The 14,557-nt window shown below is 50.6% G+C and carries 9 protein-coding genes; 2 read left to right on the top strand and 7 right to left on the bottom strand.

Translation table 11 applies throughout. The features are described 5' to 3' along the window. Positions 1 to 26: 26 nt before the first annotated feature. The 3 genes from B3355_RS05625 to B3355_RS05615 all read right to left on the bottom strand — a co-directional run bounded on the left by B3355_RS05625 (position 27) and on the right by B3355_RS05615 (position 5,427). On the bottom strand, positions 27 to 3,719 hold the full coding sequence (locus B3355_RS05625) for a TonB-dependent receptor domain-containing protein (protein ID WP_292781231.1): 3,693 nt from the start codon (positions 3,717 to 3,719) through the stop codon (positions 27 to 29). 155 nt (positions 3,720 to 3,874) lie between these two features. Continuing rightward, entirely contained in the window at positions 3,875 to 4,915 is a 1,041-nt protein-coding gene (locus B3355_RS05620; protein ID WP_292781228.1) for a FecR family protein, read from the bottom strand. Positions 4,916 to 4,926: 11 nt separating this feature from the next. Further along, the gene (locus B3355_RS05615) at positions 4,927 to 5,427 is read right to left on the bottom strand and encodes an RNA polymerase sigma factor (RefSeq protein ID WP_019881504.1); all 501 of its coding nucleotides are present in this window, start codon (positions 5,425 to 5,427) and stop codon (positions 4,927 to 4,929) included. Between the two features lie 369 nt (positions 5,428 to 5,796). Here B3355_RS05615 and B3355_RS05610 point away from each other — a divergent pair, with 369 nt between their 5' ends. Together B3355_RS05610 and B3355_RS05605 are read left to right on the top strand one after the other, a co-directional pair. After that, positions 5,797 to 7,707 carry a putative bifunctional diguanylate cyclase/phosphodiesterase gene (locus tag B3355_RS05610; RefSeq protein ID WP_292781223.1) on the top strand — a complete coding sequence of 637 codons (1,911 nt, stop codon included), beginning with the start codon at positions 5,797 to 5,799 and terminating at the stop codon, positions 7,705 to 7,707. 272 nt (positions 7,708 to 7,979) lie between these two features. Then, complete coding sequence (locus B3355_RS05605) at positions 7,980 to 9,164, top strand: EAL domain-containing response regulator (protein ID WP_292781220.1); 1,185 nt, start codon at positions 7,980 to 7,982, stop codon at positions 9,162 to 9,164. A gap of 38 nt (positions 9,165 to 9,202) precedes the next feature. On the opposite strand, the gene ada is transcribed toward B3355_RS05605, so the two are convergent. The 4 genes from ada to B3355_RS05585 form a co-directional block, all read right to left on the bottom strand. Beyond that, entirely contained in the window at positions 9,203 to 10,276 is a 1,074-nt protein-coding gene (ada, locus tag B3355_RS05600; protein ID WP_292781218.1) for a bifunctional DNA-binding transcriptional regulator/O6-methylguanine-DNA methyltransferase Ada, read from the bottom strand. A gap of 95 nt (positions 10,277 to 10,371) precedes the next feature. After that, positions 10,372 to 11,826, bottom strand: a complete 1,455-nt coding sequence (locus B3355_RS05595) for a PLP-dependent aminotransferase family protein (RefSeq protein WP_024929523.1) — start codon at positions 11,824 to 11,826, stop codon at positions 10,372 to 10,374. Positions 11,827 to 11,909: 83 nt separating this feature from the next. Continuing rightward, positions 11,910 to 12,206: a hypothetical protein gene (locus B3355_RS05590; protein WP_292781194.1), complete on the bottom strand. Its 297-nt coding sequence runs from the start codon at positions 12,204 to 12,206 to the stop codon at positions 11,910 to 11,912. 7 nt (positions 12,207 to 12,213) lie between these two features. Continuing rightward, positions 12,214 to 14,538 carry an FdhF/YdeP family oxidoreductase gene (locus B3355_RS05585; RefSeq protein ID WP_292781192.1) on the bottom strand — a complete coding sequence of 775 codons (2,325 nt, stop codon included), beginning with the start codon at positions 14,536 to 14,538 and terminating at the stop codon, positions 12,214 to 12,216. Between the last annotated feature and the right edge of the window lie 19 nt (positions 14,539 to 14,557).

Below are 14,557 nucleotides of genomic sequence, written 5' to 3'. Positions count from 1 at the left end.
ATCATTCGGCTAACTCTCCATCAACTCTACTTGCCCACATCAAAGTCATAAGTCAGGGTAAAAAATGCCGATCTCGGTGCTCCGGGAGCCAAAAAGGTACTGGCTAACCAATCGTTGCTGTTGTAATTGAAACCACCAGGACCAATCGCACCGTTGATAGATGGCGAGAATGGGTTAATGCCTAACCGGCCCGCGCTGTAGTATTCGCGATCAAAAAGGTTGTTAATCATCAAACCAGCTGTCCAGCTCTTGTTTAGTTTGTAACTGGTCTTGAGGTTCCAAACTGCATAGCCTGGCACCTTGCCTGGATAGCGAAAATTAGGGCTTTCTATTTTGGTCGCGCAAGTGTCATTCCCGTACTGAATACCATCAATCACGGTCGGTGCAGTACAGCTTAGGTAACGAGAGTTAGCAGCACCTGCTTGATGCTTGTTGTTCTCGTTACCGCGCACAAAACTTTCTGAATGCAGTATCCCTGTCAGGCTCACGGTCCAGTCTGGGGTGATGTCGTAACTAACCGTGGCATTGAGGTTATGCAGTGGTACACCTGGAATACGATTACCAGGAGAAACTGTAATTTGCTCATAGCCGTTTCCGCGTCCAGAAACGTTCCCAGCACTACTATTGTTGGGGCTCGCCATCATAAAACGCTCTTGAAATGTCGCATCAGTCAAAGAGTAGTTAACTCGGAAACCCCAATTGTCAGCCCTACCTTGTAAACCGAGCTCAATGCCGCGACGACGTGTGTCGCCAATGTTCTGGAAAAAGCTTCGGTCAGCGGTAAAGGACACAAAGTAAATATCGTCAGTCAGGTCAGTTTGATAGGCAGTGGCATTCCACTGTATGGTTGGAGTCAAATAACCCCGACCACCAAATTCAACCGTTTCAGAACGCACTTGTTTTAAATAAGGGTCACCAGAGAGGGTGCTAGGCAAACTGCAGAATCGGCGCTCGGCCAGAGAACGCGGGCCAACAAAGATAAGTTCTCCGGTAACAGGATCTTTGTCATACACAGGGGTATCATCAAATGCGCATCCCAACTCAATCACACTAGGTGTACGTGCGCCCCGGTTCCAGTTACCATATAAATTGAGTGACTCTGTAGGCTGCCATGTGGCGCCTAAACTAGGATTGAACGAACGGTAAGTAAACTTCTCAATCTCGCCTTTGCCAAGGACACCTTGACCCAAGGCCCGCTCTGGGCTGAATGGCAAAAGAGTACCCGCTGGACACTCCTCCAACTCCAGGGTGCCATTACCATTGCTATCTGGGCACACTACAGTGTTCTGATAGAAATTTTTAAATGCCGTCGGGCCCAGTAAACCTAAAATATTATTAGTTGCAAGCTCATTTTTGATATTGGTGTAATTAAAGCGCCCTGCTGCGGTAAAAGCCCATTCTTTTTTTGGTGTCCAGGTTTCACTGAAATACACGCTCTTTGTCGTGCTATTACCAGCAAAGTTATTTAAATCAATGCGATGGTCAGAAGCATAAAATTCATAGCCCACTTGACTCGGATCAAGATATGCTCTGCGTTTACTATCAAACAACCCTACATACTGACCACTCTCATAAGTGGCATCAGCAGCATCAATCGACGCCCCCATCATAAACTTATGATTTTCCAGGTTCCAGTTCAGTTGAAGTGACGCTCCATCTGTGGTCTGATCTATCTCGGTTTGAGTAATCAGTGCGGTCGGCGTCCCCTCGATATATCCAGCACATTTTCCATTTCGAGGATCAGCTGGCGTATAGGAACAGTCTGCCCCGTTGCGATCTATTGGAATACCAACAGCATCGGTCACAAGCAGCCCTAATGGTTTGCCTAGACCAGGATTACTACCTGAAAACAACCTAATCAAAGATGCACCGGTGACTGGATCACGTGCATCGATAGAATAAGATGAACCAGCAACTAAGAATCCATTGGCATCCTTATATTGATAAGTGAGATCATCAGGATTAAAAAACTGACCCGGCAAACTTCCACGCCCGTCATCAGCTAAACCTCTACCTGCCCAAACTTTTAGCGCATATTGGTAAAACTCCGGACTGAATGCTGGTGCCGTAGTTAGGTTCTGCGGATTCAGCGTCCAAAGCGGACTGCCATTCGAATCGACTGATTGCCCAGTCACTGCTGTGCTAGCGACATTTGAACCAATAGCAAGCTTACTTAAGTCATACCCGGATGGAGAGGAGGCGTCATAGGCTGAGAATGCCGAATTCAACAAAACGTTTCCATTCGAATCAACTCCGAAATATTCTGGCTCTCCATTAATATCTAACATCGCCTTAATAAATCCACCACTGCCATCTGGTACTGAGGTTGCAGCCACATTCTCAATAGCTACGCCATTTGCTGGCTCAATATCCGGCAACCCATCACCATTAAAGTCAGGTGAACCATTGGCCAGTTGCTCACCAGCCACTGGTCTTCTTGTTGCACTACCACCAAAGTTCTGGTTTACATCACCATTGCTCGCATTTCTGCGGCTCTTACGTCTGTAAACTTGGCCAGTGATATTGAAAGTGTCGCTCACATCCCAAATGCCATTAAGCTGAAATTGCAATAAGCGGTTTTTGGTTTCGTCCGGACTGGTAAAAATCTGGCTGCCATCCTGCTTAGCCATTTCAGTGGGCAGCAAACCGTTACCGATGAGTTTGTTGCCTGCGTAGAGCATACTTAGGCCAAGCTGCACACTGTCGTTACGCCATTCAGCCTTACCAAAAATTTGGTTTACCTCGCTGGGCGAATTCACTCGCCAGCCATCTTCCCTGAAAATATTGGCCGCAGCAAAACCGGCAATAACACCGTTATTGCCTCCCACAGAACCTTGAAACTGGTTGCGCTTGAAGGAGCCACCGAGGTACTCCACCGAGCCTTCGCTGCTATCAAAACCACTTTTGGTTTTCATGCTGATAGCGCCACCCAAGGTGCCCAAACCAAATAGCGGATTGGATCCGGGGAATACGTCTAGACTGTTTAAGGCATTCATGGGAATCATGTCCCAGTTCACCACATCGCCAAACGGTTCGTTGACGCGTATGCCATCCAGGAACACGCTTAAGCCTTGTGACGTGCCTAACTGCGGGCTGGCGGTAAAGCCACGGTAGGTGACATCCATTTGAAACGGGTTGCTTTGGTAGTCGTTAACGTTCACTGACTGTAGCTTGCTGTTCATCAGGTCAGTCAAACTCACCGCTTTGGATTCTTTGATCTCTTTAGCGCTGATGCTTTGCACGTTGCCAGGAATTTCTTCTTTGGTCAGCGCCAGACCTCGCAAAGGGCCAATGTCGTAGCTACGCTTGGCACGGACTTCAACTTTGTCGAGTTGAATGTCCTTTTTGTCTTGCTTCGGTGGCTTTTGAATAAAGATATTATTGCCTTCCACCTTAGGTTCGAGACCGCTTTCACTCAGCACACGCTGCAAGGCCTCTTTACGCGTCATACGACCGCGCACTTCGGGTGCAGTTTTGCCGGAAACGGCGTCATTGGGGAATGAAATATTCATGCCCGTGGCTTTGCCTAGGTCGTGCAATGAGTTGGCTAATGGCTGTGCTGGAATATCCACGTTCACTGGCACACCAAAGACCTCCTCTTGCTGTTTGGGCAATTGCGTATTTAATGCTTCTGCCCACACCGGTTGCGTTGCCATCAAGCTCAAGGCAGTCAACGCAGTGTGGATTCCTCTTCTATTTATTTTCTTATATGTCTTCACAGATTTCTCCTGTCTAAGACTCATCTGTGAGCACAGCAAAAACCTGATGTTGTTAACTTAACTTTACATTAAAAACTAAAAGCGGTTGGCAAAGAAAATGTAATCGCTGAGATCAATAAGAAAAGCGCCCATGAAGGCGCTTTTGATGGGTGAAATTAATGCTGGGAATGAAGCAGTGTGTACTGCGGGGTGTCTTGCAGTTTGACCGGAGCGATATTAGGCAGGCCGCGCAAGAACTGATCGATGTCCTGAATATTAATATCGGCCGAAATATTGCGCGCCTGCTTGCCTTTGGACTGCACCGGCTTCTGACGGTAGCGAGAAACGGTGTAGGCAATTTCACTGGTATCGGCACGGTCAAAGACCAGGCGCCCTTTGAGAAAGGCAAAAGCATCGGAGGCTGGGCGGTTGACCAGCACCATGGCGCGGTTAGGATACACTTCAGCCACTTGGCCATTGGTAATTTCACGCGAAATCAGTGCCTGGCTTTCCGCTTGCATCGCATCCCACTCAAACCTGGGTTCGACTTTGACACGGCCGTGATCAACACTCACACGCACCAGCTGCTCCAGGCGGTTGACGGCGAAGCGCGTCCCTAATACGGTTACTCTTGCAGTGTCTGTTTCCACCACAAATGGCCGATCAGGGTCTTTGGTTACTTCAAAAATCGCTTCGCCTTCTTTGAGCAGTACATGACGCTGGTGGCGATAATAGGTCACTTCCATATCACTTCTGGCGCTCAAGGTGACTTTGGTGCCGTCATCCAGTGTTTTAGTGACAATTTGCCCCACCGGGTTTTGTGCGGCTAGCTGCATGACGGGCTTGGCTTGCCAGACCTGGTATTGCTGATGCGAGAAAAAGCCAGCAATACAAATAAAACAGACGACCATCAGCTGTGCCAAACGTTGTTGCTTGGCTTTACGACGGGCTTCATTGGCCAGAAATGCTTGCTGCTCAGCAGCATCTGCCAGGCTAGACAAGCTCTCAGCTGAGTCAAGCTGGCGCATGGCGTGGGCGAAGCTGTTATATTCAGCAGCGTGAATCGGGTCGTCCGCCAGCCATTGCTCAAACGCTTGATGCTCGGCAGCGCGTTGATTGTTCGCATGCTCACGCATACGCAAGTACCAGCGCGCAGCCATTTCACTTAGTGTGAGCGACTTGGCTGTAGATGATTTGGACGTGAGCGGTTTAGACATAAGTGGCAGGCTTAATGAATCGCCTGTTGAAATGCCCGGATATCCAGCATGGCACGAATCAGGTGTTTCTCAACCATATTGGTACTGATATTGAGCTGCACGGCAATTTCGCGTTGCTTCATCTCATCCACATGATAGAGCCAGAATACCTGGCGGCATTTTTCTGGCAACAAGTCGACCACACGTTGCAAGTGATGCAGCTTTTGCCGGGTTTCATACAACTGCTCGGGCGTGCATTCCAGAATCAGCGCGGCTTCATCAATCTGGTCTTCGTCGACAAACCGCGTCCTGTGGCGAAACTCGTCTACCAGCAAATGGTTGACGATACCATTCAAGTAAGCTTGCGGTGACTCTTCACGCGCCGGGTGGCTTGAGACGGCAAAGAAAACCAGTGCATCGTGCAAGATATCCTTGGCGCGCTGCACACACGCCGTGCGACGACCAATCCGACGCAAGACGTCGGTATAGGCCCACTTTAAATCAATGCCGCACCAAGCTAGTGTTTCGCTCATATTCCACCACCCTACTTTGAATAGTTTGGTTGTTTGCAAAACACATGCCATCACCACGAGATTCAATAAGAGATTGATTCTCAATTAAAAAATGTCAATGCATTTAAAAACTGGCAAATTCACCCGGTTCATTTCAACCATCTTTATAAAAAATGGCTGCAATAAACCATTTAAATATATTGAAATAAAAGTAAAATCACTGCCGGACTCCGTCTGCGCAAAAATACCGCCAACAAAACGGCTGCCAGTGTTTGCTGCCAGACCAAATCCACAATTGGAAAGCTTATTGCGCTGTGTTTGCCAGATCGAAACGGGTTGCGCATGCTTAATATTGGATCACTAAAAGACAATAATTAGTCTAAAAAATCAATGTCATTTTTTAAAACGACCAGCCATGAAGTATTGCGAGCGCGCTATAACAGCCTGCTTGAAGATGTGCCTGTCGCACTTTTCACCGCGATTAGTGCCCTCAGCATACAAATGATCGTTTTAAATGACCAGGTGCATTGGTCGCTGTCAATCGCGACACCCCTGATCAGGATGCTGATTGTTTGCAGCCTGCTGCTGTACTGGTTCTGGCACCGCGACGAACAACCTTCTATCGACAAAATACGTAAACGACTGGAGATCGCCTCCATCGTTTTTATCCTGGCTGGATTCTTCACTTTCTGGCGTAGCATTTACCTCTACCCGCTCACCGACACCTTCGGTCACTACTTCCTGATTTTCCACAATACGCTTTACGGCTTTTGCTTTGCGTTTATTTTAAGCAAGCTGGGCCCGGCCGCTTACGCTTATAACCTGCTGATGATTTCGTCGGCCATCGCCTGTATTTATCGTGGCGACTTTGAGCACGCGCATTTGATGACGTTGCTGATTATGGTGTTTGAAGTGGGCATGTTAATCACCATGCGTGGCAGCACCACCATGTTCGACAAATGGGTCAATGCCACATTTGAAACACACACATTATTAAAAGAAAATCAGCGTCTGGCCAATCAGGACGTATTGACACAGTTGCCCAATCGACGGCAGTTTTTTGTGCAAGTAGAGCAACAGCTGGCGCTGGCCAGGCAAACACAAGACTGTTTTGCGGTGGGGATTCTGGACCTCGATAACTTCAAACCGGTCAATGATGTACACGGCCATCATATCGGCGACCTGGTATTAATTGAGGTCGGCAAACGGCTGGCGCAGGTCAGGCCCGGCCAGGTGCAGTTTTACCGACTGGGTGGCGATGAGTTCGCTTTCCACCTGGTCACCGACGATAAACACGCGTCACTCAAGCAAATCGCCCATGAGATTAACCAGGCAATTTCACAGCCTATCAGCATTGATGGCCTGCTCATTATCGTTAAAGCCTCCATGGGTGCCTGCATTATTTGCGACGACTATATCTCGGCACAAACCCTGTACGAGCATGCCGATTTTGCCTTGTATCACGTCAAACGCACCGGCCGCGGCAATCTGGAAATCTACTCAGCGACGCTGGAACAAGAGCGCATGCATTTGAACCGCATAGACCAGGCCTTGCGCACGGCAGATATCCATGCCGAGCTCTATCCGGTATTTCAACCGATTATTGATATTGATGCGGATGAGGTATGTGCGTTTGAAAGCCTGGCCCGCTGGCAAAGTCCCACCATAGGCGCAGTTTCACCAGCCATGTTTATCCCGGTGGCAGAAAGCCTGGGCATGATTGCCGACATCACCAAACTGATGTTCAGCCGCTCAATGGCAGAAATGACGACCTGGCCAGAAACAATGCGGCTGTCATTCAATCTATCGGCTTACGACGTCACCAACCAGGCCGTGATTAAAGAACTGATCCGCATGATGCACACCAGCCAGATCACCCCTGACCGTTTTGTATTTGAAATCACCGAAACCGCCTTGTTACAAGACTTTGAAACAGCGCGTGAAAATATCAGCCTGCTGCGCAAGGCGGGCGCCAAAGTGGCGCTGGATGATTTTGGCACCGGCTACTCGAGCTTAAGTCATGTACAGCACCTGCCGCTGGACAAACTGAAAATTGACCGTAGCTTTGTCAAGGATATTGAAACCAATACCACCAGCCAAACCATCGTGCGCTCAATTCTGACGCTGTGCCAGGGCATGCATATGGAATGCGTGGCCGAAGGCGCAGAAACAGAAAGCCAGGTGCGCTTTCTACAAGCCATGGGCTGCCAGTTGATTCAGGGCTATTACTTCGCCAAACCCATGCCCAAAGAGCAGTTGCAAGCCTATCTGGCCGACGCTAAACTCATTCCAAGCACTTGACCGGCGACCAGCATTTCTACGGGCATTTAATGCCTACCACCTTACGCCTGCTCAACTCACATGGCTCTTAAAAGTTGATAAGAATTACCTGTTTGACAAAAACTATATTAATATCAATTCTTTAATCGCCACATCCACCCATCGCATGCATCGTTGCGATGTCATGTACCACATGCCTGAAAGCGCTTTGCATTAAGCGCCTGCAATACTCAATCGAACCAAACAGGGATCTATCCATCAGTATTTAAATAGATCACAAAGGAGGTTGCGCAATGCGTACAAGCACGCTTTTAATCCTGGATGATGATACTCAGGATGCCAATATCATTGCCCACGAAGCTCAAAGCCTGGGATTTGAAGTCAGAATATTGGCCGACGCCTCGCTGTTTATTGATGCATTTTTAGCCTGGAAGCCCACACATCTGGCGATTGATATCGTCATGCCCAGCATCAATGGCATCGAGATATTAAAAACCCTGGCCCAGCTGGATTGCCAATCAGCCATTATTTTAAGTAGCGGCATTGGTACAGACACGCTGCCTGCCGCGCAACTCGCAGCGATTGAGCACAACCTGAATATCCGCGGCATTCTCTACCAGCCATTCCACCAGCACATATTGAGAAACCTGCTGACAGACCAGGTATCGGTCGACCTGCATGCGCACACCAGCAGCGATATGAGCGCCCAATCATTTATTGTAGATGCCGCGACCATTGATGACGCCATCCGTAACGACCAATTCACCTTGTTTTATCAGCCACAAATTGAATTGCTCAGCGGTAAAGTAATTGGCTTTGAAGGTTTGTTGCGCTGGAAACACCCGACCCTGGGGATCAAACTGCCCGAATTGTTTATTCCCGTGGCTGAAAAAACCGGGCAAATTGACCAGCTGACGCAGATTGTGATTGAAACAGGATTCAATTTTATTCGATCACTCAGCAAAACGCTGTCATTTTCACTCAACATCTCGGCAAAAAGCATTAAAAACCACTTACTCACCAATGCATTGGTCAACGCCAGCCAATCTTTGGAGGTAGCGCCGGAAAGAATCATTCTGGAACTCACAGAAACCGCCACCATGCACGACCCGGAAGAGGCGCAGCAAATCCTCTCTCAACTCAGGACCGAAGGTTTCAAGCTGAGCATTGATGATTTCGGCACCGGCTATTCTTCGATGGCGCAATTGGCCAAACTGCCATTTACCGAACTCAAGATTGATAAATCCTTTGTTACTACCATGGAAACCTCGTCAAAATCGAGAAAGGTAGTCGCCTCCACCCTCAAACTGGCAGAAAGCCTGGGGCTGGAAACCATTGCCGAAGGTGTAGAAAATACGTTGGCCGCCATCGGTTTGCGCGAGCTTGGCTGCCGCTATGCCCAAGGTTACTACTTTGCCAGGCCGATGGACCAGGCGACGGCCAATACCTGGTTAACACAGTGGAATAATCAGTTTTAGGCTGGGAAAAAGCATCCTCCAGCTCACCCAAACAGTTTTCAGTCAGCAGCCTCTTTTGTAAGCAGGGCCTGTTTACGCACCACGCCCCAACGATAGCCAGACAGCGAGCCGTCCTGGCGAATGACGCGATGACAAGGAATCGCCACAGCCAGCGTATTCGCGGCGCAAGCACTGGCCACCGCCCGTACCGCTTTTGGCATACCGATACGCTCAGCAAGCATGCTATAGGTCACCGTCTCCCCACTGGGAATCTCGCGTAAAGCCTGCCAGACACGCCGCTGAAACACCGTTCCCTGAATATCCAGCGGCAAATTCAACCCGAGTTTGGGTGACTCGATAAAAGCCAGTACGCTGGCAATCATAGCCTCAAAATCCGCATCGCCACCTATCAAGACTGCAGCAGGAAACCTATCTTGCAACGCATTTAACAACAACCCGGCGTCATCGCCCATAGAGATTGCACACACGCCTTTGGCACTCCTGGCCACTAGCACCGCGCCCAGGGAACACTGCGCCACAGCGAAATGGATTTGTACCTGCTTGCCACCTTGCACATATTGCGTAGGCTGCATGCCCAGTGCCTGGCTAGAGGCTTCATAAAAACGGCTGCTTGACCCATAGCCTGCTTCGTAAATCGCATCGGTCACCTTCATGTTGACATCAAGCTGCTGGCGCAATCGTTGCGCCTTGTGTGCTGCAACATAGGCCTTGGGCGTCAAGCCAGTGACGGCTTTAAATACGCGATGAAAGTGAAACCGGCTTAAACCGGCATGCTCAGCTAATTGCGTTAAACTGGGACTGGTCTCGGCCGCGTCTATCAAGCGACAGGCCAGCGCTATTTTTTCGGCATAAATATCTGCCAGCGCAGCCTGGTTCGGCTTGCAGCGTTTGCATGGCCTGAACCCGGCAGCCTCAGCGGCAGCGATGGTGGCGTGAAATGCCACATTTTCCGGACGTGCCTGCCTGGCGCCACAAGATGGGCGACAATAGACACCAGTGGTTTTAACCGAATAAAAGAAGCTGCCATCTGCCTGTGCGTCGCGTACTACGACCTGCTGCCAACGTGGGTCACTCAGGGTTTGCTGTGCTTGTATGCTGCTTGAAATTGCCATGCTTGCCGCCTCCACTCGAGACCTCAACGATATACCATCATCCAGCGCTAAACACTCCGACGCTTGCGGTTGAATTTGATAACACTCACGACAGGCTATTCACTCCCCCGCATATTATCTGGGCCCGGCTTCTCCGCAGCCAGCATGTCGCGCGCAAGTGCGCCAACATCGCGCACGGCCTGCTCAATCGCCAATGTCCATAAATGGCTAAAATTAAGACGGATATAGTGGGTAAGCTCTTTCTTACGGGAGAAAATCGTCCCGGGTGCCACAGTGATGCCATTGTTGATCGCGGCACGATACAACTCCAGTGCATCCAGTGCTGGTGGCAATTTCACCCAGATGACATAACCGCCTTTGGGCACAGACAACTGCGTGCCCGCCGGAAAGCTCTGCTCTATCACATTGCGGATAAGTACATATTGAGAGCGCAGTGTATGGCGTAACTGCCTGAGGTGCTGCTCAAAGCTGTCGCGCTGCATAAACTTGGCAATCGCGATCTGCGGTGCCGATGTCAGTGACAGGCTATTGAGGAACATCAGGCGCTCTACTTCCTGCCGATAACGGCCAGCCGCCGTCCAACCCACGCGATAACCTGGCGCCAGCGATTTGGAAAATGACGAACAATGCAACACCATGCCCGCGCGATCAAAGGCTTTGGCCGGCAAAGGGGGCTCGTCACTGAAGTACAACTCGCCATACACATCATCTTCAATCAACGGAATATTCTGCTCCGCCAGAAATGCGACTAAAGCCTGTTTTTTCTCGTCAGGCATCACAAATCCCAGCGGATTCTGGAAATTGGTGGTGAGGATTACCGCCGAAAGACGCACATTGTCGGCCACGGCACGCAAGGCATCCAGATCGATACCAGATGCTGCATCGGTACGAATTTCGGCCACTTTCATGCCCAGCCGCTCGACGGTATGCGCCAGCGCATAATAGCCTGGCGATTCCAGCGCAATCGTGTCACCCGCCTTGGCCACGGCCTGCAGGCATAAGGTAATGGCTTCAGTCGCGCCATGCGTAATCACGATGTCGTCCGGCGATACATCCATACCATTAGCCAGGTAACGGCGGGCAATCTGCTGGCGCAACATCTCGTTGCCAGGCGGCAAATCGCTGAGCACGCCCCACTCACCCTCGTCATCAGTGAGGGCTTTTTCATATTGGTGGATACGTTTGAGTGGAAATAACTGCGGATCTGGGAACGGCGAGCCCAAAGGTACGGTACCGAATTCGCGAATAGATTTAAGCGTAGTGAGGACCAGCTTGCTGGCATCTACCTCAGATAAATTGAGATCTTTCGCCAAAGGCGACGCCTGTTTTTGCTGCAGACGCTTGCGCGGCGTGACGTAGTAACCTGATTGTGGATGGCTGCTGATAATGCCATCCTGCTCCAGTTGCAAATAGGCACGCAACACCGTGCTAATACTGAGCCCGTATTTCTGGCTGGCTTGCCGCACCGAGAACACCTTGTCTCCTGGCCGCAGTACGCCTTCATCGATCATTGCGCGTATGCGGGCGGCAAACGAGACATAAAGCTTCATGGTAGCCAAGCGGGAAAAGAAGTTGTGATGCTTGCCATTATACGTCAGGCCTGTAGCAGGCGGCTGAGCGGCAGTATTAAGATTCAGGCAGCCTGCAACGCAAGGGAAATTTCTTCGCCGCTGCTGGTCAAGCTAGCCACCAGGCGGTCTTTTTGCGTCAATACATTCACCAGCGCCTGCTCGCTTAATGCGGTCATCAAACGTTGCAGGGTGCTCATGCGAATGTCTAGGCGCTTGCAAATCACAGCCAGTGAAACTTGTGTGCGGCCTTGCGCCTGCTCTGCATGCAACAACTCCAGGATACTCAACATCAGCACGGTGCTTCTGTCCAGCGGAATGCAATCGGAAAGTACATCGTCCGGCGCCGATACGTGATTCACATCATGCTCAAGCAGCATTGGCGACCTCAGGTGCAGTGGTTTTTTCGATAATCACCGGAATAGACTTGGAGGTTGGTGTCCGTGAATCATCGGCCACACTTTCCAGCGGTACCAGGTTATTGGTTTCCGGGTAATAACCGCTTAGGCAACCTTGCGGAATATCGTATGACACCACCAGGAACTTGTCTGCCCGACGGGTGATACCATCCTGCCACACGCTGACCAGGTTAATCCAGTCACCCGCCTGCAAGCCCATGCGTGCAATATCTGCCGGGTTCATAAAGATCACGCGGCGCTGGCCAAATACCCCACGGTAGCGGTCATCCATGCCATAAATGGTGGTGTTGTACTGGTCATGCGAGCGCGTGGTCATCAGCACAAACAATTGGTCGCCATATTGCTCACGGGCCTGATGGATAGGTGAATGACGCGGAATCGCCTGTAGCGTGAACTCAGCCTTGCCGGAAGGCGTGTTCCAGAGTCGTTCGCTGGAAGGCACCGGCATACGGAAACCGCCCGGGTGCTTGATGCGCTCGTTGTAATCTCTAAATGCCACCGGCATGGTCTGCTCGATCACGTCACGGATTTTGCTGTAATCCTTGATATATTCCAGCCACGGTGTCTTGCTGCGCTTGAGCGTGGCATGCGCCAGACGCGCCACGATGGCTGGCTCGGACAGCAGCTGCGGTGAAGCGGGCTTGTTCATGCCGTAAGAGATATGCACCATGCTCATGGAGTCTTCTACCGTCACACCCTGTGCACCAGTTTCCTGCGTGTCGATCTCGGTGCGACCCAAGCATGGCAAGATCAGTGCTTCCTTACCATGCACCAGATGGCTACGGTTAAGTTTAGTCGTCACATGCGCGGTCAAATCGCAGTTGCGCATGCCTTCCCAGGTACGGTCTGTATCTGGCGTCGCAATTGAGAAATTACCGCCCAGGCCAAAGAATACTTTACCTTTACCGTCTATCATGGCGTGAATCGCGCCTACGGCATCATAGCCTGGCGTTTTCGGCACCTTGATATCAAACACGCGCTCCAGGCTTTCAAGAAACTCCACTGGCATCTTTTCATAAATGCCCACGGTGCGGTTACCCTGTACATTGCTATGGCCGCGCACCGGACACAAGCCCGCGCCCTCTTTGCCGATATTGCCACGCAACAACATGAGGTTTACCAGCGTTTTAATCGTGGCGACGCCATGTTTGTGCTGGGTAATGCCCATGCCCCAGGTAGCAATCACTCGATCACCTGTGGCGTAAATCCGTGCGATTTCCTCAATCTGCGCCAAGGGCACGCCAGATTCTTCCACAATCACATCCCAACTCTCCTCGCGTGCATCTGCGGCAATCGCTTCAAAGTTATTGGTATGCTGCTGGATAAATTCCAGGTCGACTACACGCTCGGCACCATGCTTGATCGCTTCGTCATCCCACTGGATCACGAACTTGATCATGCCTTTAATCAGTGCCAGGTCACCACCCAATTTAGGCTGAATAAACAAATCACTGATTTTGCTGCCTTTGAAAGACAGCATATCAAACGGACTTTGTGGGTCGGCAAAACGCTCAAGGCCACGCTCTTTCAGCGGGTTAATCGCCACAATACGTGCGCCACGCTTGGCGGCTTCGCGCAACTCACCCAGCATGCGCGGATGGTTGGTGGCCGGATTCTGGCCAAAAATCAGGATGGTGTCGGTATGCTCAAAATCATGTAAAGTCACCGACCCCTTGCCGATCCCCACGGTTGGCGGCAACGCCATGCTGGTAGATTCGTGGCAAAGATTGGAGCAATCCGGGAAATTATTGGTGCCGAACTCGCGCACAAACAACTGATACAAAAACGCTGCTTCATTGGCGGCACGGCCAGAAGTATAAAAAATTGCCTCATTCGGGTCGGCCAGCGCATTCAAATGTGAGGCAATCAATGCAAAAGCGTCATCCCAGGAAGTTTCTTCGTACTTGTCTGTGGTGGCGTTATAACGCATCGGGTGCGTCAAACGACCTTCGTTTTCCAGCTCAAAATCGCCCCAGCCCATCAGCTCGGTCACCGTGTGTTTGGCAAAAAACGCTGGTGGCGTACGCTTATTGGTCGCCTCTGCCGCGACGGCTTTCACCCCATTTTCGCAAAACTCAAAAGTAGACGTGTGCTCTTTGTCTGGCCAGGCGCAACCCGGGCAATCAAAGCCATCCGGCTGGTTTTGGGCTAGCAAAGTCATGATGCCTTTCACAGGAATCTTTTGCAGCGCCAGTTGCGCAGCGACTTGCTTTAACGCCCCCCAACCGGCGGCTGGGTGGTGATAGGGCTTAATGGAAGCTTTTGGTTGCGACATAGTCTCTAACGGTGAACTG

Origin of the sequence: Methylophilus sp. UBA6697, from assembly GCF_002454655.1 — a bacterium.
Lineage (GTDB): Bacteria > Pseudomonadota > Gammaproteobacteria > Burkholderiales > Methylophilaceae > Methylophilus.
This window is presented reverse-complemented; position numbering and strand designations above follow the sequence as displayed.